Origin of the sequence: Mesorhizobium sp. M0437 (genome assembly GCF_040321335.1) — a bacterium.
Taxonomy (GTDB): Bacteria; Pseudomonadota; Alphaproteobacteria; order Rhizobiales; family Rhizobiaceae; genus Mesorhizobium.
The window spans coordinates 232,761-251,461 of record NZ_JAMYRK010000001.1; the positions used below are offsets into that span (position 1 = coordinate 232,761).

The 18,701-nt window shown below is 63.3% G+C and carries 21 protein-coding genes; 7 read left to right on the forward strand and 14 right to left on the reverse strand.

The features are described from left to right. Window positions 1-178: 178 nt before the first annotated feature. The 3 genes from trpS (at window position 179) to NKI72_RS00995 (ending at window position 2,640) form a co-directional block, all read left to right on the forward strand. Window positions 179-1,255, forward strand: a complete 1,077-nt coding sequence (gene trpS, locus NKI72_RS00985; RefSeq protein ID WP_352613827.1) for a tryptophan--tRNA ligase — start codon at window positions 179-181, stop codon at window positions 1,253-1,255. Window positions 1,256-1,440: 185 nt separating this feature from the next. Further along, on the forward strand, window positions 1,441-1,932 hold the full coding sequence (locus NKI72_RS00990; RefSeq protein ID WP_023676385.1) for a universal stress protein: 492 nt from the start codon (window positions 1,441-1,443) through the stop codon (window positions 1,930-1,932). A 138-nt stretch (window positions 1,933-2,070) separates the two neighbouring features. Further along, window positions 2,071-2,640 carry a NifU family protein gene (locus NKI72_RS00995; RefSeq protein WP_352813787.1) on the forward strand — a complete coding sequence of 190 codons (570 nt, stop codon included), beginning with the start codon at window positions 2,071-2,073 and terminating at the stop codon, window positions 2,638-2,640. 110 nt (window positions 2,641-2,750) lie between these two features. Here NKI72_RS00995 and NKI72_RS01000 read toward each other — a convergent pair whose 3' ends face one another. From NKI72_RS01000 to NKI72_RS01015, 4 genes are all read right to left on the reverse strand, one after another. Continuing rightward, window positions 2,751-3,368 carry a L,D-transpeptidase gene (locus NKI72_RS01000; RefSeq protein ID WP_352448678.1) on the reverse strand — a complete coding sequence of 206 codons (618 nt, stop codon included), beginning with the start codon at window positions 3,366-3,368 and terminating at the stop codon, window positions 2,751-2,753. Between the two features lie 339 nt (window positions 3,369-3,707). Next, window positions 3,708-3,833, reverse strand: coding sequence for a hypothetical protein (locus NKI72_RS01005; RefSeq protein ID WP_352448513.1), 126 nt, complete (start codon window positions 3,831-3,833; stop codon window positions 3,708-3,710). Next, a complete protein-coding gene (locus NKI72_RS01010; protein ID WP_352830357.1) occupies window positions 3,834-3,962 on the reverse strand; it encodes a hypothetical protein in 129 nt (42 codons plus the stop codon). 160 nt (window positions 3,963-4,122) lie between these two features. Next, window positions 4,123-4,449, reverse strand: coding sequence for a GYD domain-containing protein (locus NKI72_RS01015; RefSeq protein ID WP_023676390.1), 327 nt, complete (start codon window positions 4,447-4,449; stop codon window positions 4,123-4,125). A gap of 151 nt (window positions 4,450-4,600) precedes the next feature. Between NKI72_RS01015 and NKI72_RS01020 the strand changes: the two genes are divergently transcribed. Both NKI72_RS01020 and NKI72_RS01025 read left to right on the forward strand, forming a co-directional pair. After that, the gene (locus NKI72_RS01020; protein WP_023676391.1) at window positions 4,601-4,900 is read left to right on the forward strand and encodes a DUF1330 domain-containing protein; all 300 of its coding nucleotides are present in this window, start codon (window positions 4,601-4,603) and stop codon (window positions 4,898-4,900) included. Between the two features lie 1,196 nt (window positions 4,901-6,096). Then, window positions 6,097-6,597: an MmcB family DNA repair protein gene (locus NKI72_RS01025; RefSeq protein ID WP_352830602.1), complete on the forward strand. Its 501-nt coding sequence runs from the start codon at window positions 6,097-6,099 to the stop codon at window positions 6,595-6,597. An 89-nt stretch (window positions 6,598-6,686) separates the two neighbouring features. Here the strand turns inward: NKI72_RS01025 and NKI72_RS01030 are convergent, their stop codons facing one another. From NKI72_RS01030 to NKI72_RS01075, 10 genes are all read right to left on the reverse strand, one after another. After that, window positions 6,687-6,986: a hypothetical protein gene (locus NKI72_RS01030; RefSeq protein WP_352813783.1), complete on the reverse strand. Its 300-nt coding sequence runs from the start codon at window positions 6,984-6,986 to the stop codon at window positions 6,687-6,689. A gap of 24 nt (window positions 6,987-7,010) precedes the next feature. Then, window positions 7,011-7,373, reverse strand: coding sequence for a nuclear transport factor 2 family protein (locus tag NKI72_RS01035; protein ID WP_352448516.1), 363 nt, complete (start codon window positions 7,371-7,373; stop codon window positions 7,011-7,013). A gap of 85 nt (window positions 7,374-7,458) precedes the next feature. Then, complete coding sequence (locus NKI72_RS01040; protein ID WP_352830360.1) at window positions 7,459-7,932, reverse strand: carboxymuconolactone decarboxylase family protein; 474 nt, start codon at window positions 7,930-7,932, stop codon at window positions 7,459-7,461. Window positions 7,933-8,043: 111 nt separating this feature from the next. Then, window positions 8,044-9,600, reverse strand: coding sequence for an alpha/beta fold hydrolase (locus tag NKI72_RS01045; protein ID WP_352813781.1), 1,557 nt, complete (start codon window positions 9,598-9,600; stop codon window positions 8,044-8,046). Between the two features lie 105 nt (window positions 9,601-9,705). Next, window positions 9,706-10,014: a formate dehydrogenase subunit delta gene (locus tag NKI72_RS01050; protein ID WP_352469984.1), complete on the reverse strand. Its 309-nt coding sequence runs from the start codon at window positions 10,012-10,014 to the stop codon at window positions 9,706-9,708. Continuing rightward, the gene (gene fdhD, locus NKI72_RS01055) at window positions 10,004-10,834 is read right to left on the reverse strand and encodes a formate dehydrogenase accessory sulfurtransferase FdhD (RefSeq protein ID WP_352540452.1); all 831 of its coding nucleotides are present in this window, start codon (window positions 10,832-10,834) and stop codon (window positions 10,004-10,006) included. The genes NKI72_RS01050 and fdhD overlap by 11 nt, the downstream gene beginning before the upstream one ends. 3 nt (window positions 10,835-10,837) lie before the next feature. Next, on the reverse strand, window positions 10,838-13,750 hold the full coding sequence (fdhF, locus tag NKI72_RS01060; protein ID WP_352830365.1) for a formate dehydrogenase subunit alpha: 2,913 nt from the start codon (window positions 13,748-13,750) through the stop codon (window positions 10,838-10,840). 12 nt (window positions 13,751-13,762) lie between these two features. Next, complete coding sequence (locus tag NKI72_RS01065; protein ID WP_352613835.1) at window positions 13,763-15,319, reverse strand: formate dehydrogenase beta subunit; 1,557 nt, start codon at window positions 15,317-15,319, stop codon at window positions 13,763-13,765. Continuing rightward, window positions 15,316-15,795, reverse strand: a complete 480-nt coding sequence (locus NKI72_RS01070; RefSeq protein ID WP_352813773.1) for a formate dehydrogenase subunit gamma — start codon at window positions 15,793-15,795, stop codon at window positions 15,316-15,318. The genes NKI72_RS01065 and NKI72_RS01070 overlap by 4 nt, the downstream gene beginning before the upstream one ends. Before the next feature lie 133 nt (window positions 15,796-15,928). Further along, the gene (locus NKI72_RS01075; RefSeq protein ID WP_352470186.1) at window positions 15,929-16,828 is read right to left on the reverse strand and encodes a LysR family transcriptional regulator; all 900 of its coding nucleotides are present in this window, start codon (window positions 16,826-16,828) and stop codon (window positions 15,929-15,931) included. A gap of 194 nt (window positions 16,829-17,022) precedes the next feature. Here NKI72_RS01075 and NKI72_RS01080 point away from each other — a divergent pair, with 194 nt between their 5' ends. Together NKI72_RS01080 and NKI72_RS01085 are read left to right on the forward strand one after the other, a co-directional pair. Beyond that, the gene (locus NKI72_RS01080; RefSeq protein WP_352613837.1) at window positions 17,023-17,664 is read left to right on the forward strand and encodes a DUF47 family protein; all 642 of its coding nucleotides are present in this window, start codon (window positions 17,023-17,025) and stop codon (window positions 17,662-17,664) included. Further along, window positions 17,664-18,671 (forward strand): inorganic phosphate transporter, encoded by a 1,008-nt coding sequence (locus tag NKI72_RS01085; RefSeq protein WP_352849803.1) that lies wholly within the window; start codon window positions 17,664-17,666, stop codon window positions 18,669-18,671. Before NKI72_RS01080 ends, NKI72_RS01085 begins: the two co-directional genes overlap by 1 nt. Window positions 18,672-18,701: the final 30 nt, after the last annotated feature.

Consider the following 18,701-nt stretch of genomic DNA (forward strand, 5'->3'; position numbering starts at 1 on the left):
GCGGGTTTTTGTTTCTGGTCGGCGCCATCCCTCAAACAGCCTTCTGTTCGGCCGACGTCAAAGCCTGCGCGCCCTGGCCAACGCCCCTCTTGATCGTCTCCTCGCTCTCGTCCATAAGCGCGCCGTCGCAAGACTTTCGCCGCGCGCGAAACGGCCCTCCACAAGCCAGGGAAACACCATGACCGATCAGCCCCCCTTCAAACCGCTCGTTTTTTCCGGCGTCCAGCCAACCGGCAATCTGCATCTCGGCAATTATCTCGGCGCCATCAAGAAATTCGTCGCCCTGCAGGACACCTCCGACTGTATCTATTGCGTCGTCGATCTGCATTCGCTGACCGCACAGCTCGTCTATGAGGATCTTCAGGACCAGACGCGTTCGATCACCGCGGCGTTTCTCGCCTCGGGCATCGACCCGAAAAAACACATCGTCTTCAACCAGTCGCGGGTGATGCAGCACGCCGAGCTTGCCTGGATCTTCAACTGCGTGGCGCGCATCGGTTGGATGAACCGCATGACGCAGTTCAAGGACAAGGCCGGCAAGGACCGCGAGAACGCCTCGCTCGGCCTGCTCGCCTATCCCTCCCTGATGGCCGCCGACATCCTCGTCTACCGCGCCACCCACGTGCCGGTCGGCGACGACCAGAAGCAGCATCTGGAGCTGACCCGCGACATCGCGCAGAAATTCAACAACGACTTTTCGGACCGCATCGCAGCGCTTGGCGTCGGCGTCGAAATGGAGGTCGGCGAAGAGACGGTGAACGGCTATTTCCCGCTGACCGAGCCGGTCATCGGCGGCCCGGCAGCGCGCATCATGTCGCTGCGCGACGGTTCGAAGAAGATGTCGAAATCCGATCCGTCGGACCTGTCGCGCATCAACCTGACCGACGATGCCGACGCCATCTCGAAGAAAATCCGCAAGGCCAAGACCGACCCGGAGGCTTTGCCCGGCGAACTGGACGGGCTTGCCGGCCGGCCGGAAGCGGAAAACCTCGTCGGCATCTATGCCGGCCTCGCCGAAATCTCGAAAGAGGCGGTGCTGAAGGAATATGGCGGCCAGCAGTTTTCGGTGTTCAAGCCGGCGCTGGCCGACCTTGCGGTGGAAAAGCTGGCGCCGATCGCCGGCGAGATGCGCCGCATCTCCGGCGACCGCGCCTATGTCGACGCGGTGCTGCGCGATGGCGGCGAGCGTGCCGGCACATTGGCCGAAGCGACCATGAAGACCGTGCGCGACATTATCGGCCTGCTGCAAGGCTAATGCATGTCGCGCAAAAGTGTGCAGCGGTTTTGCGATAACGACATGCATAAAACAGGAACCTGAAGCGCGTCGCTGGTCGAACGCATCGCGCTTTAAGCTGCACCAGCATTGCCACAGCCGCCGGTCGCTTGCGGGCGGGCTGTGGCGGTGGCAGATTGCGGCCGAAACCATCGAACAGGGTGAATATGGTCTCCAAACGCCTCAGCCGCGAAGTCGGTCATCGCCGCAAGTTCCTGGCGATCATCGACGATACGCCCGAATGCGAGCGCGCCGTCGCCTACGCCTCGAAGCGGGCGCAAAGCACGGGCGGCGTGCTGGTGCTGCTCTATGTCATCGAGCCGGATGATTTCCAGCACTGGCTGGGCGTCGAGAAGATCATGCGCGAGGAGGCGACCGCCACGGCGCGTGCCGCACTGGACAGCTACGCCAACAAGGTGCGCCAGAAGCTCGGCATCGAGCCGGAACTGGTGGTCCGCGAGGGCAAGCCTACCGAAGAGATCCACAAGCTGATCGAGGAAGACCAGGACATCGCCATTCTGGTGCTGGCGGCAGGCGCCGGCAAGGAAGGCCCAGGGCCGCTGGTCGGCGCGGTCGCCGGCAAGGGCGCCGCCTTTCCGATTCCCGTCACGGTGGTGCCGCAGAACCTGTCGGACGAGGAGATCGACAGCCTCGCCTGAGCGCGCCTCGCGCAAGGCAGGGGTAAAACATTCCGCCTGCCGCTACCGCCGGCGATGCCTTTCGCTTGAATGTCGGGCGGATAAAGCCTAATTAGAATTATTCCAAACTAGCTGCCCGAAACGGGCACGGAGACGGCCATGTTCATCCAGACCGAGTCGACGCCAAACCCGGCGACGCTGAAATTCCTGCCCGGCAAGGAAGTGCTGCATGAAGGCACCGCCGATTTCCGCGATGCCGATAGCGCCGCGACGGCTTCGCCGCTCGCCGGCCGGCTGTTCGAAATCCCCGGCGTCACCGGCGTCTTCTTCGGCTATGATTTCATCACCGTGACCAAGGACGGCCCCGACTGGCAGCATCTGAAGCCGGCTATCCTCGGCGCCATCATGGAGCATTTCATGTCCGGCGCGCCGGTGATGGCCAAGGCCGGCCCCGCCGCCGAGACCAGCCAGACCGGCGAATTCTACGACAAGGCCGACGAGGAGCTGGTCGTCACCATCAAGGAGCTGCTCGACACGCGGGTGCGCCCGGCGGTGGCCCAGGACGGCGGCGACATCACCTTCCGCGGCTTCGAGAACGGCACCGTGTTCCTGCACATGAAGGGCGCCTGCGCCGGCTGCCCGTCGTCGACCGCGACGCTGAAGCACGGCATCCAGAACCTACTCCGGCACTTTGTGCCGGAAGTGCAGCACGTCGAACAGGTCTCCTGACGCGACGTTCCATCGTCAACGTCGATAGACAACAAAAAACCGGGCCAAAGTGCCCGGTTTTCTGTTTGCGACGTCTGTGTTGTTGCCTAGACGGTCCGCGTATAAGGGTTTTATATCACAATGACCTTGGCGCCGACCGAGGTGCGGTCGTAGAGGTCGATAATGTCCTGGTTCATCAGCCGGATGCAGCCCGACGACATCGCCTTGCCGATCGAATTCCATTCCGGGCTGCCATGCAGGCGATAACCCATGTCGCCGCCCTTGTTGAACAGGTACATGGCGCGCGCGCCGAGCGGGTTCTTCAACCCCGGCTCCATGCCACCGGCAAACTTGGCCAACTCCGGCTGCCGCTTGATCATCTGCGAAGGCGGTGTCCAGGTCGGCCATTCGCGCTTCAGCGCGATATGGGCGGTGCCGTGCCATTCGAAACCCTCACGGCCGACGCCGATGCCGTAGCGCATCGCTTCGCCGTCGCCCATGACGAAGTAGAGGAACTTGTTCTGCGTATCGACGATGATGGTGCCCGGCTTTTCCCTGGTGTCGTAGTCGACGATCTGCCGGCGGTATTTGAACGGCACCTTTTCGATCGGAACGCGCGGCAGGTGATAGCCGGCGTCGGTCACCGCGCCGTAGTTGTTGGTGAAGATCTGCGAGCCGATGGTGCTGCAACCGGCGACAGCCGTCGACAGCGCCAGGGCCGCGACGATTGCAAGTGACTTCATGCGCATGAAAAGGTCCGATGCCTGCCCAAACAACAGCGGCTCGAGTCGGCCGCTTTTTTCATCTTCATTCATGCTGGCATTTGCTTTGCTTGCCAAGCGGGCGATGCCTATATCCTTGCGCTTGCATGCTGGTAAACCTGCGACTATGGCATTTCGGCAACAGCCCCCGCAGGATTATGTTGCAAAATCAATGGGGCCAGGAACAAGAACCCCGAGCCGAGGAAATCACTCATGGATGTCGGTGACGCTGCCCGGCGCTCTGGCCTGCGGCCAAGATCATCCGTCGCAACGAGGAGATCGGCCTGAGACGCGGCCGCCGCAAGGGAAAGTCCAGACAGGCCGGGTTTAATAAAGGACGCCGCGAAGCACGGTCCAGGCCAGAAGCCCGAACGTGCCGATCACCACCAATGCACCAAGGACCGTACCGATCTTTTCAGGCAATCCATCGGGGCGACCAGGATCGTTGGCCATTCAACTATCGATCATGACGTAGGGCGCACCAAACACGGCAACGATAATTGCCCCAAGCACCGCCCAGCCTCTGATGGCCGAGCGGATTTCCTCCGGCGTCGCCGATTTCCGGTCGTCATCTTCCGTCATCTAATGCTCCTCGTAAAACACCGTAGCCGACATTGAAAGCGCAAGCTGCCGGCGCTGCCAAGAGCCGCAGTGGACTCTTTTGCGCAAAAGTTTAGGAACGTGCGCCGTCCGAGAGCAAGCGTTCCCCAGCCTTCGACACTCCGCAAAGCGCGGGCGGCGGTCACGATCCCGGCGGGCGGTACCGGATCGACTTCGCTTTGCCAAGCGCGTCCATCGTCTCTTCGACACTTAACAGGACGGTGGTCTGGTACGAGCTGAGCGCGCCTCCCGCACCGATGGCCAGCATGACGGATGCCATCGACACGTTGTCCGGCGCCTCCCATAGGTTCCAGCCATCGTACTCTCCGAAGGCATACCAGAACCCGTGCAGCTTTCCGCCGACCGACTCGATGTAGGAACGGGCAGCCTCGCGTCTATCCTCGGGATTATCCATCAAGCGCGCCCAGGTTTCGGGCCTGTAGCTGAATCGCGTGAGATACATCGGCATGGTTCGTCTCCTCCCAGAGCTGCCCCCACCAAGACAGTTAAGCGCCCCAATCCGGGAGAACGCGAGTCGTTTCCGAGGCGTAGTACCGCTGGCTTAGTTGCGGGGCCGCTAATAGACCTGTTTCAATGTTTTTTTTCCGGGAGTAAGGTCAATGGCCGCATATCTCATTGCTGATGTCGACATAACCGACGCCGCCGTTTTCGAGGAATACCGCCGGGACGTGCCGGCAACCGAAGCCCGCTACGGGGGGAGGTATATCGCTCGCGGCGGAGCCACCAAAGTTCTGGAGGGCGATTGGGAACCTCATCGCCTCGTCATTGTCGAATTCCCGGACATGGCGTCCCTCCTGGCATGGTACGACTCTCCAGAATACGGCCGCCTCAAAACCATCCGCGAACGCTGCGCAAAGACGAGAATCATTGCCCTGGAGGGCATGATGCCGGTTAGCTGAGGGCCGGGTCGATGACAATGGCAAGTCTGAGTTGCCATATCTGGTGCGGCCCGGCGACGGGACAGGAGCATTCTGATATGAATCAGCAAGCTTTAGACTTGCGGGCGGGAAATGACGGCCAATGATGGGAGGATGACGCCGGAAGCACTCATTGAACGGGACCTGCAAATCAATATGACCCAACACCCGATCGGCAGGCGGTGTTACAGCGTGACCTAGGGTTGTGTCATGGCGTTGAAAATGCCGGCGCCAACTATCGCACATAAGGCTGCGGCCCCAAGCCCTCCCACAATGATGCACCACCAGGCGCGGCCATTTCCCCGAAGCACGGGATTCATTTTTATCATCCGTCGCGCCAGAAGCCCTTGGTAGAGTGCATAAGAAGACCCGAAACCGGCTAGCCAAATAACAGAAAATACGACGCCCCGCGTGAGCATCCTGTTGAGCCTGGTCTGCTCGACCGTCAAACTTGCATTCTCAGTAACCATGCTTCGCCACCTTGTTGATTATGCTGCGACCACTATCGGGCCTGCAGCGGTGAATATTAGATCAACCGCGACGCCTCGCGAAAACATAGCTCCCCTCACCAGTAGGAAACGCATTCATAACGCGAGCGGCCCGCCTTGTGGCCTTTATCGTTTCTCAAAAGGCAATTATGCACTTTACAAACAGGAAGGCCTGAAGACGCGGGTAGGCCCTTCTTCGGGCTTGATCACCAGCACAACGTTTTCTGGGTTTTGCCAAGGCAACAACATCACGTAGGCCGCAAAATCGTCTTCAGGGAAATGGTTGAAGCCACCACCGGCTACAAACATTTGCGGGTGCTTGCTGCCGCCAAAGCTATCCTCGACGCTGTTAAGTTGTTGGAAGGGGGCGCGCTCTGCCAGCCATTCCTGTATGCTCTCGAAGAGAATGGGCAGGCCGTTCGGGCTCGATAGATCTTCAGCAGAAGACGTACAAGCGCCACGCCGCTCACGACGCTCATTGTGACTCAGCCTTGCCTAACGGGCCTTCTTGCCCGTCTCCAGCCGTTCGAAAGCAGCTTCGTTGTGGAAGTGTGGCTCGAAAAGGACACTCATAACCCGGATTCCTACTGTGGATTCAAGGTATCATGCACATCGCCGTGTTTGTAAAGTGGGTAATCGCCCATCAAAACCAGGGTTCAAACCGTGAACAAAATCTGGCATGGTGCCGCCATGCCGATCATCTCACCTCTACCCCTCAATCCGCTCATCGACGGCCGCCAGTCGGAGCGCGCCATGTTGGTCAGGCGTGGCGTGCAGCGGCTGCTCAGGCAGATGGGCGCGCATGTCTTGCCCGAACTGTCGCTGGCCACCGGCCGGCGCGCCGATCTCGTCGCGCTGACCCGCCAGGGCGACATCTGGATCATCGAAATCAAATCCTCGATCGAGGATTTCAGGGTCGACCGCAAATGGCCTGACTACCGGCTGCATTCCGACCGCTTCTTCTTCGCCACCCATCCCGGCGTGCCTTCGGAAATTTTTCCGCAGGAGTGCGGGTTCATTCTCTCCGACGGCTACGGTGCCGAGATTTTGCGCGATGCGCCCGAGCACCGCATGGCAGCGGCGACGCGCAAGGCGCTGATGCTGCGGATCGCACGCGCCGGTGCGTCGCGGCTGCTCGCGGCCGAGCTTGCCGGCGTGTCGGTGCCGGCGCTGGAAGGCGAGAGCGAGTAGAGCTCTCCTGCAGACGTCGCGCTGCCCCTCATCCGGCTGCCGCCACCTTCTCCCCGTAAGTGACGGGGAGAAGGGAGTAAGCCGGACTGCTATTCCACGATGCGGTAGATGTTCCACAGGCTGGTGCCCCACACGAGGTAGGGCTCCATCTCCTTGCGCCATTTAGCGTGCGCATCGATCTTGCCAATGTTGGCGAAGAAGGCCTCCAATTGGGCGAGGCTTTCGACCTGCTGGTGGGACTTGATCGTCGCTTCCCGCGCGCCGATCGATCCGGTCATGATCTGGAACTTGAGGTCGTCGACACCGACCAGCGAGCCGATCTCGCGTTCCCATTCTTTAACAGTTCGAGCACGGTCTGCTTGTGGCCGAACTTGGCGTCGATCTGCCATCTGGCACTGAACATCGCCGCCTCCTTATTCGTCCCAGGCCTGCACGACGGTCTGCCGTGCGATCTGGCCGTTCTTCAGCTCCAGCATCGCCGCGCAGAATACCTTGGTCCCGTCCGGATAGGAGCAGGCCTGGGTGAAGGCGAGGTTGTTGCCGTCGGCAATGGTGGTGTCGACCTTGTGGGTCATCGCCCGACTGCAAATGTCGTCCCAGAATGTAGTGATCGCAGCGCGCCCGCGGATTTCGCGCGGCTTGCTCGGCGGGTTGTTGCGGTCGATCACCCGCACCAATGCGTCGTCGGCATAGAAGCTCGCCAGCAATTTTCCATCACGGCCCTCAATCGCCTTCTTGATCGCAGCGCCGTCTATCGTCTGTGTCTTGGTCAGCATTTTTTCCTCCATAGGCCCGTTTTCTCGGATCGGGTGGTTGCTTGATCAGCCACTGCCCGGCGCTCGCCGCCGGGCAGTGGCTTCTTCACTGTGACTTCGCCTTGACGGCCGAGAACACCTCGTCGGACTGCTTCTTGAAAGTGGCGAGATCGACCTGGCTGCCGTTGAGCATCGTCGACCAGTGGCGCACGATCGCCGCCATCGCCACCGCCTCCTTGATCTCCTCGTCGCTGGCGCCATTGAGCTTGGTCGCCTGCGTGTGGAAATAGATGCAGTACTGGCAGGGGATCTGCGAGGCGACGGCGAGGCCCATCAATTCCTTGGTCTTGCCGTCGAGCGCGGTGTTCGGGTTGAGCTGCACGCCCTTGATCTCGGCCCAGGCGCCGGCAACGGCGACATCCGGCAGCGTCTTGAACATGTCCGGTACCGAGCCGAGCGTTGCCTGGATGTCCTTGTAGGCAGCCGTCGCCGAGGCGTCTTCGGCCTTGGCAGGAACGATCGCCAACAGCGCGCCAACGCCTGCCGCCAGCACCAGTGATTTGAGTGTCGACTTCAGCATTTTATTCCTCCCTTCGCAGCGCCTTTCCCGGCGATATCCGCCTGGCCTGCATGGGACGAAGTGATAGCGCTTACGCATGCCCGGCCGCTTCGCCCGAAAGCGCCATGGCTGCTATGGCCCGTGCGGGCCAGCATGCCGGGCCGAGAACGCCGCCGCCGCCGCCCGCGACGGCAGGTCCAGCTTGAGCAGAATATTGGCGACGTGACGCTTGACGGTGTGTTCGCTCAGCCCGAGTTCGGCGGCGATCGCGGCATTGCTCTTGCCATCGGCGATGAGGTTCACCACCTCGCTTTCGCGCGCCGTCAGTGCGGCCGGCTCGGCAGCAGCCTTGGCCTTCGGCCGGCAGGCTGGCTCCAGATGCTGTTCCGAGGTCGCCTGCACCAGCGCCAGCGGTTCATCCAGCTCGTCAAGCGCGATGCGCCCGGCGTCATTGAAATGAAGGCCTGAACCGGCGGCGAGGTCGGCGACCAGCCGCGAAGCGAGGATGTCGCCGCGCCCGGCATGCGCGGCAAGCTGCATCGTCACGCGCGCCGTCAACCCCGTCGGCGGCCCACGCAACTCGACCTCGCCGACATGCACGCCCTGCGCGCTGGCGACGCCGATCTCCTGCGCCGCGTCGCGCAGCGTCGCCGCGCAGCGTACGGCCCGCGCCGGGCCGTCGAAACGCGCCATCATCAGCTCGCCATGCGTGCCGGCCGGGCGGCCGCCATGGCGCCCGACCGTAAGCCGCCATGTTTCCTGAAAACGCTGGCTGCGCTCGCTCCACATGCGGTCGCCAAGCCGCGCCGTGTCGTAGATCCGGGTGACCAGCAGTGCAGCCAGCACGCGCTCGGCCTCGGCAACGGCGCGCGCTCCGGTCAGGAATTCCTCGATCAGATCGGCCACCCGGTCGATATCGCCGGTCCAGATCGGGTGGTCGCGCCCGGCCACCTCGACCAGCCGCGAATTCGGGATCTTCCTTGCCAGGAAGCGGCTGGCCTCCGGGTCGACGCGCGCATCGTTGCGGCGATGGATGAGCAGCGTCGGTGCGCTGATCGCCGCCAGCACGCCGCGCACGTCGATAGCCGCATTCATGCGGGCTAGGGCGATTGCCGCGGTCGGGCTCGCCGACAGCCGCTCGAAGCGCGCCCACCATGTGGCGAAACGCGGATCGTCGACACGGCCGGGCGCGAAATGCGGCAGGGTGGCGCCGGTGCCCCATGCGGTCTCCGCCGTCGCGATGAACGCCTCAAGGCGTTCCGGCGGCATCACCCATTTGTGGAAATGCGCATAGCCGCCATAAAGCGCCAGCGCCCGCGTCCGCTCCGGGTAGGTGGCGGCGAACAGCATTGCCATCGGCGCGCCTTCCGAAGCGCCGAGCAAGGCGGCGCGGCCGCTGCCGGTCGCATCCATCACCGCGCGTACATCGTCCATGCGGGTTTCGAGGCTGGGCAGGTGGTGGACATCGACGCGGTCGGACAGGCCGGTGCCGCGCTTGTCGAACAGGATCAGCCGTGAGAACGCGGAAAGCCGCTTCAACAGCCGGGTGTAGCCCTCGTCTTCCCAGTGCAGGTCGAGATTGGAAATGAAACCCGGCACGAAGACGAGGTCGAGCGATCCCTGGCCGACCACCTGATAGGCGATCCGCACGTCGCCACTGAGCGCGTATCGAGTTTCGATCGGCCTCACGAGTTGTCCGCCCGACCCGACGATTTCTTATCGCCGGATCATAGCAGAGGCGCGCGGCCTGCGGCAGATGAAACTTCAGAGAGTGTGAATGTGGGCCCGCGGCGCCTACTTCTGTGACGCGGCGGCAGTCTCGGTGTTCGCTCCGCCGACGCTGAAACCTGCGCCCTCCGGCGCGCCCGGCCGCTTGATGTGTGGCGCGGCCGCGACGACAAGCTCGTTGAACCCCTCGCCACCGCTGTCCAGCATCTCGAACAATTGCCGGCGCATCCTCGGCTCCCAGAATTTGTTGATGTGCTCGGCGACGCCGGCAATGCCTTGCTCGCGCGGCTTTGAGTGGAAAAAGGCGGCAATCTGGTTGGCCATGCGAACCAGCTTTTCGCTGGTGCTCATGAGGTGGCCTTCGTCATGCGACATGCTTGGCAACTCCGGAAACCACGCGGTCAGGATGGGTGAAAATATCGAAATCGTCGCCGCGCACCAGCGCCACCAGCGTCATGCCGGAATCGTCCGCGGTGCGGATGGCAAGTGCGGTCGGCGCCGAGACGGCAATGATGACGGCCGAGCCGATCGCCGCGGTCTTCTGCACCATCTCGACCGAAACGCGCGACGTGACGACGACGGCCCCCGACCTGCCGTCGATACCGGCTTTGGCCAGCGCGCCAGCCAGCTTGTCCAGCGCGTTATGGCGGCCGACATCCTCGCGCGCCATGACGATGCCCTTGCCGGGAAGGTAAAAACCGGCGGCGTGGACGGCACCGGTCTCGGCGTGCAGCGGCTGCAGCTTCGACAAAAGCTTGACCGAGCGGACGATGTCATTGGCCTGAAGTGTAAGTTGCGACGCACCGACCGGGTTTACCGAGCGCATCGCCTCCTCGATCGATTCGATGCCGCACAGCCCGCAGCCGACCGGGCCGGCCAGGCGTCTGCGACGCGCTTCGAAGCGGGTGTTGGCCTGGTCCTTCAGCCGGATCTGGATATCGATGCCGGCGCCGTGATCCTCGACCTCGATCGCTTCGATTTCGTCCGGCGAGGCAATGATGCCTTCGGTCAGCGAGAAGCCGAGCGCGAAATCCTCGAAATCAGCCGGGCTTGCCATCATCACCGCATGCGTGGTGCCGGCAAAGGAGAACGCCACCGGCGTCTCTTCCGGCACCATGCGGTTGGCGGCCGCAGTGCCGCCGGCGCGGCGCGCGAGACGCGAGATCTGCGCAATGGCTTTGCGGCGCGCGGTCAAGGACTACTCCGCCGCTTCCAACTTCGCGATGCGGCGGCTTTGCTTTGCCTGCTCGTCATAGTCGCGCTGCCATTCCGACGGGCCGTTGGATGCACCCACCTGCACCGCGGTCACCTTGTATTCCGGGCAGTTGGTCGCCCAGTCGGAGAAGTCGGTGGTGATGACGTTAGCCTGGGTGTCGGGATGGTGGAAGGTCGTATAGACGACGCCCGGCGACACCCGCTCGGTGATCAGCGCGCGCAGCGTCGTCTCGCCCGAGCGGCTGGTCAGCCGCACCCAGTCGCCATCGCGCAGGCCGCGATTTTCGGCATCGTGCGGATGGATCTCCAGCCGGTCCTCGCTATGCCAGACCACGTTGTCGGTGCGCCGGGTCTGCGCGCCGACATTGTATTGCGACAGGATGCGGCCGGTGGTCAGCAGCAGCGGGAAGCGCGGTCCGGTCCTTTCGTCGGTCGCGACATATTCGGTGCGGATGAACTTGCCCTTGCCGCGCACGAAGCCGCCGATATGCATGATCGGCGTGCCTTCCGGCGACTTCTCGTTGCAGGGCCACTGCACCGAGCCCACCCGGTCGAGAAGGTCGAAGGAAACGCCGGCGAAACTTGGTGTTGTCTTGGCGATCTCGTCCATGATCTGGGACGGATGCGTGTAGTTCCAGCCGAGGCCGAGCGCCTTGGCGAGCTCCTGCGTCGCTTCCCAGTCGGCATAGCCGCATTTCGGCTCCATTACCTTGCGCACCATGTTGATGCGGCGCTCGGCATTGGTGAAGGTGCCGTCCTTCTCGAGGAACGTCGAGCCGGGCAGGAACACATGCGCGTAGTTGGCCGTCTCGTTGAGGAAGAGGTCGTGCACGACGACGCATTCCATCGCGGCGAGACCGGCGGCGACATGCTTGGTGTCGGGGTCCGACTGCAGGATGTCCTCGCCCTGCACATAGAGCCCCTTGAACGAGCCGTCGACGGCCGCATCCAGCATATTGGGGATGCGCAGGCCGGGCTCGTCGTCGAGCTTGACGCCCCACAGGCTCTCATAGATGGCGCGCACCGCGTCGCCTGAAATGTGGCGATAGCCGGGAAGCTCGTGCGGGAACGAGCCCATGTCGCAGGAGCCCTGCACATTGTTCTGGCCGCGCAGCGGGTTCACGCCGACGCCCGGCCGGCCGATATTGCCGGTCGCCATGGCGAGGTTGGCAATGGCGATGACGGTGGTCGAGCCCTGGCTGTGCTCGGTCACGCCGAGGCCGTAATAGATCGCGCCGTTGCCGCCGCGAGCATAGAGCCGCGCCGCGCCGCGTATGTCGTCGGGATCGACATTTGCAAGCTGGCCGACCACTTCCGGGCTGTTTTCCGGCAGCGCCACGAACGATGCCCAGTCCTGGAACTCGTCCCAGTCGCAGCGCTCGCGGATGAAGGCCTCGTCGAACAGGCCCTCGGTGACGATGACATGGGCAAGTGCGGTCAGCATGGCGACGTTGGTGCCCGGCTTCAGCGGCAGATGGAACTGCGCCTCGACGTGGGCCGAGCGCACGATGTCGGTGCGGCGCGGATCGAGCACGATCAGCTTGGCGCCCTCGCGCATGCGCTTCTTCATGCGCGAGGCGAACACCGGATGCGCATCGGTCGGATTGGCGCCGATCAGCAGGATCACGTCCGTCTGCTCGATCGAATCGAAGTCCTGCGTGCCGGCGGAGGTGCCGAAGGTCTGGCCGAGGCCATAGCCGGTCGGCGAATGGCAGACACGGGCGCAGGTATCGACATTGTTGTTGCGGAAGCCCTGCCGGACCAGCTTCTGGACGAGGTAGGTCTCCTCGTTGGTGCAGCGCGACGAGGTGATGCCGCCGATCGAGGTGCGGCCGTACTGGTACTGGATGCGGCGGAATTCGTTGGCGGTATGGGTGAGCGCCTCTTCCCACGACACTTCGCGCCAGGGATCACTGACCTTCTCGCGGATCATTGGCTTCAGGATCCGGTCCTTGTGCGTCGCATAGCCATAGGCGAAGCGGCCCTTGACGCAGGAGTGGCCGTGGTTGGCCTTGCCTGCCTTGTAGGGCATCATGCGGATGACCTCGTCGCCCTTGACCTCGGCCTTGAACGAGCAGCCGACGCCGCAATAGGCGCAGGTGGTGACGGTCGAGCGCTCGGGTAGGCCTTTCGCCAGCACGGTCTTTTCCCTCAGCGCATCGGTCGGGCAGGCCTGCACGCAGGCCCCGCACGACACGCATTCGGAATCGACGAACGCCTCGTGCATGCCGGCCGAGACCCTGGATTCGAAGCCGCGGCCCTCGATGGTCAGCGCGAACGTGCCCTGCACCTCCTCGCAGGCCCGCACGCAGCGCGAGCAGACGATGCACTGCGTCGGATCATAGGTGAAATACGGGTTCGATTCGTCGCGGGCGATGTAATCGATGGTCAGCGAGCCATGGCCGGGCGCCACGCCGTTTTGCTGCTTGACGTGGTTGCGGCCGTCCACGCCATAGCGGTTCTCGGTCAGGCCGACCGTCGTGACGACCTTGTCGAACTCGCTGGCGCCGGTGCCGGCCTTCTCGCCCCACGCCGCCGGGTGGTCGGAGACGTAGAGTTCCATCACGCCGCGGCGAATGGCGTTCAGCCGATCGGTCTGCGTATGCACGACCATGCCTTCGCCGACCGGCGTAGTGCATGAAGCCGGCGTGCCGCCGCGCCCGTCGATCTCGACGAGGCAGACCCGGCAGGAGCCGAACGAGTCCAGCATGTCGGTGGCGCAGAGTTTCGGGATTTCGACGCCGGCTTCCATCGATGCGCGCATGATCGAGGTCCCCGCCGGCACTGTTATCGACTTGCCGTCGACCGTCAGCGTCACTTGCTGCTCGGCTTCAGAGGCAGGTGTGCCGTAGTCGATTTCCTGGACCAGCGATTTGATGTCGAATGCCGCGTTCATGGCTGTCCGCTCCTATTCCGCTGCTTCGGCGACCGGCGTCGGCCGAAAGTCGTCCGGGAAATGGTTGAGTGCACTCATCACTGGATATGGGGTGAAGCCGCCGAGAGCGCAAAGCGAGCCGAACTTCATTGTGTTGCAAAGGTCGGTGACCAGCGCGATCTGCTTTTCCGGTTCGACGTTCTGGGCGAGCCTGTCCAGCACCTCGACACCGCGAGTCGAGCCGATGCGGCACGGCGTGCACTTGCCGCAGCTCTCGATGGCGCAGAATTCCATGGCAAAGCGTGCCTGCTTCAGCATGTCGGCGCTGTCGTCGAAAACGACGATGCCGGCATGGCCGATCAGCCCGTCCTTGGCGGCAAACGCTTCGTAGTCGAACGGCGTGTCGAACAGCGCGCGCGGGAAGTAGGCGCCGAGCGGGCCACCCACCTGCACCGCTTTGACCGGGCGTCCCGTCGCCGTGCCGCCGCCGATATCGTCGACGATCTCGCCCAGCGTCATGCCGAACGCCGCCTCGTAGAGACCGGGATACTTGACGTTGCCGGCAATCTGGATCGGGATGGTGCCGCGTGAACGGCCCATGCCGAAATCCTTGTAGAAGGCAGCGCCCTTGTCCATGATCACCGGCACCGAGGCCAGCGAGATGACGTTGTTGATCACCGTCGGCTTGCCGAACAGGCCCTTGTGCGCCGGCAGCGGCGGCTTGGCCCGCACCTGCCCGCGCTTGCCTTCGAGGCTGTCGAGCAGCGCGGTCTCCTCGCCGCAGACATAGGCGCCGGCGCCGACCCGCACTTCCATGTCGAATGAATTGGCCGAGCCGAGCACATTGACGCCGAGCACGCCGGCCTTGCGGGCGATCTCGACGGCCTTCTGCATCACCGCCACCGCATGCGGATATTCCGAGCGGATATAGATGAAGCCCTTGGTCGCGCCGGTGGCGATGCCGGCGATCGCCATGCCTTCGATCAGCACGAAGGGGTCGCCTTCCATGATCATGCGGTCGGCGAACGTGCCGGAATCGCCTTCATCGGCATTGCAGACGATGTATTTGCGGTCGGCCGACGTATCGAGCACAGTTTTCCATTTGATGCCGGTCGGGAAGCCGGCGCCGCCGCGACCGCGCAGCCCGGACTCGGTCACCTGCTTGACGACCTCGGCCGGCGTCATCGCCACTGCATTCTGCAGGCCCTTCAGCCCGCCATGCGCCTTGTAGTGGTCGAGCGACAGCGGATCGGTGACGCCGCAGCGCGCAAAGGTCAGCCGTGTCTGCCTTGCTAGGAACGGGATCTTGTCCGGTGCGCCCAGCCAGCGCTTGTGGTGGCCCCCGGTGAGGAAGCCGCAGTCGAACAGGCTTTTGACGTCGGATGGCTTCACCGGCCCGTAGGCGACGCGGCCAGTGGCTGTCGCAACCTCGACCATAGGCTCGAGGAAATAGGCGCCGCGCGAGCCGTTGCGCACGATCTTGGCCTCGATGCCGCGCTCGGCCAATTCCGCACGAACCGCCTTGGCAACCTTTTCCGCACCGAGCGCCAGCGCGCCGGAATCGCCGGGAATATAGATACGCGGGATCATGAGCGCACCTCGGCAACGATCTCGTTGAGCTTTTCGTCGTCGAGCCGCCCGATCACCTCCCCGTCCAGCATTGCCGACGGCGAGCAGGCGCAAAGGCCGAGGCAATAGACCGGCTCCAGTGTCACCGAACCGTCGCGGGTTGTCTCGTGGAAACCGATGCCCAGCAATGATTTGAGCTTGGCGGCAATCGCATCCGAGCCCAACGACTGGCAGGCTTCCGCCTGGCAGAGCTTCAGCACATGGCGGCCGGCGGGCTGGCTGCGGTAATCGTGATAGAAGGTGACGACGCCATGAACCTCGGCCCTGGAGATGTTCAGCACCTCGGCGATGATCGGCAGTGCGTCCTGCGGCACATAACCGAACTCTTCCTGTATGCCGTGCAGGATCGGCAACAGCGGGCCTTCGAGGCCTTTCAGCTCGTGGATGATCGCCGCCGTGCGCGATGCGATCTCGGTACTTGCTAGCTGCATCGTCATGCAGCGCCCTCCCTGGTCGTGGCGGTATTCCGCTAAGTGGTTAGGAAATCAGAGGAAACCCGCTAAATCAATAAAGCCGATCCGTTGCTCGATAGAAATTTTCTATCGTTCGCGTTCACCAGCATTGTCTAGCCTAGCGGCGGCCGTGGAAATCGTCCGCCAGCGCCATTGCCTCGTCCAACAGCGCCGAGACCAGCGGCGTGTGCGGTTCGCGCCGCGCCGCCACCAGCCCGACCGTGTGGCTGGCATCCGGCTCGACGATCGGGATCGCCCGGATCGGCTCGGAAAAACCGAAGGTTTCCGCAAGGTTAAGCGGCATGATCGACGACCATTTGCCGGTGCGGATATGCGAAAACAGCACGATCATCGAGTTGGATTCCAATGTCGGCCGCACCTGCACGCCGGCTTCGGCCAGATGCTGGTCGATGATGCGGCGGTTCTGCATGTCCGGCGTCAGCAGGCAGAGCGGCAGCTGGCTGAGTTCCGCCCATGTCACTTTGTCGCGGTCGAAATAGGGGTTCCCGACCGCGGTGATCAGCTGATAGCGCTCGTCATAGAGCGGCACGCTAGTGACGCGTCCGAGCGGCTCGTTGTCGAGATAGGTGATGCCGGCGTCGATGTCGAAATTGCCGAGCAGCGATAGCACCTCGATCGAGGTGCGCGACAGCACCGAGAAGGTGACGCCGGGATGCTTTGCCCGAAACGGCGTCGTCAGTCGCGCCACCATGGCCAGCGCCGTCGGGATCGCGGCGATGCGGATGCGCCCCGACAGGCCGTGGCGCGCCGCCCGCATCTCCTCGCGCATGGTCCTGCTATCGCCGACGATGCGGCGCGCCCACACCAACACCTGCTTGCCTTCCGGCGTCAATCCCTGGAAGCGCGAGCCGCGCAGCACCAGCATCACGCCGAGCTGGCCTTCCAGCTGCTTGATGCCGGCCGAAAGCGTCGGTTGGGTGACGCCGCACACCTCCGCCGCCCGGCCGAAATGTTCTTCCCTGGCAAGTGCTATGAAGAATTCCAGCTTATCGATCATGCCGTCGGGAGCCTGTCACGGACGCTGTGTCCGATTGTAGCGCGCAACGTCGTGGAAATCGTCTTCGGCCGCAAGCCGCGTGTGTAAATCGTCCGCATCCACATCTTTCAGCCGGCTTACTGTTTCCGGCGATGGAATGCGGCGCTATGTGGATGAGACGGGGTCGTGGACTGGACACGACGGGAGTACCGAACATGCTGGGCTGGTTCCGCAAGCTTTTGCCGCGCGAAGATCGCTTCTTCGACCTGTTCGAGCGGCATTCCCGCACCGTGGTCGGTGGCGCCGAGGCACTGCAGCAGCTTTTGCAGGGCAACGACATCGACCGCTGGTGTCAGACGATCATCGATCTCGAGAACGAAGCCGATCAGATCACCGCGGAAGTGCTGCTGGCCGTGCGCCGCTCCTTCATCACGCCCTTCGACCGCGGCGACATCAAGGACCTGATCCAGTCGATGGATGATGCCATCGATATGATGCACAAAACCGTCAAGACGGTAAGGCTGTTCGAGAAGAAGGAATTCGACCCGCTGATGCAGGAAATGGGAGGTGTCATCGTCGAGGCCGCCAAGTTGGTGGCCGAGGCGATCCCGCTGCTCGGCAAGGTCGGGGCGCATACGGTGCGCCTCAACGCCATCGCCGAGGAGGTCATGCGCGCCGAAGGCCGGGCCGACGACCTGCACGAGCAGGGCCTGAAGGACCTGTTCAAGCGGCACGGCCGCAGCGATCCGATGGCCTATCTGATCGGCAGCGAGATTTACGGCCAGCTGGAAAAGGTGGTCGATCGCTTCGAGGACGTCGCCAACGAAATCAGCGGCATCGTCATCGAGAACGTATAGTGTCAGAAGCCGCAATAGCCTTTCCCGTGCTGGTCGGCCTTGTCGTCGTCGCGCTGTTCTTCGATTTCCTCAACGGCCTGCACGATGCCGCCAACTCCATCGCCACCATCGTCTCCACCCGGGTGCTGCGGCCGCACTATGCGGTGTTCTGGGCGGCCTTCTTCAATTTCATCGCCTTCATGTTCTTCGGTCTTCACGTAGCGGAGACGCTCGGAACCGGCATCATCGACGCCAGCATCGTCACGCCGGCAGTAATCTTCGCAGCACTTGTCGGCGCCATCGTCTGGAATGTCGTCACCTGGCTCGTCGGAATCCCGTCCAGTAGCTCGCACGCTCTGATCGGCGGTTTGGTCGGCGCCGGCGTTGCCAAGGCAGGCACCGGTGCCATCGTCTGGGCCGGGTTGGGCAAGACGACGGCGGCCATCGTGCTGTCGCCGTCGGCAGGCTTTCTGCTGGCGCTTGTCTTGATCCTCGCGGTCTCGTGGCTGTTCGTGCGGCAGACGCCGTTCGCCGTCGACAGCGCCTTCCGCGTCATGCAGTTCTTTTCCGCCTCGCTCTATTCGCTCGGCCATGGCGGCAACGACGCGCAGAAGACCATGGGCATCATCGCCGTGCTGCTCTATTCGCAAGGCATGCTCGGCGCGAATTTTTACGTGCCGCTGTGGGTCGTCATCACCTGTCAGTCGGCGCTGGCGCTGGGCACGTTGCTCGGCGGCTGGCGCATCGTCCACACCATGGGCTCGAAGATCACCCGGCTGAACCCGATGCAGGGTTTCTGCGCCGAGACCGGCGGAGCGATCACCCTGTTCGCCGCCACCTGGCTCGGTATTCCGGTATCGACCACGCACACGATCACCGGCGCTATCATCGGCGTCGGCGCCGCCCGCCGCGTCTCCGCCGTTCGCTGGGGCATTGCCGGCAACATCGTGGTCGCATGGATCGTCACCTTGCCGGCAACCGCGGCGATCGCGGCTCTCACCTACTTCGCGGTCGGTCTGGCAAGGTGATGTGAGCATCATGGCGCCTGGAGCCGCCTC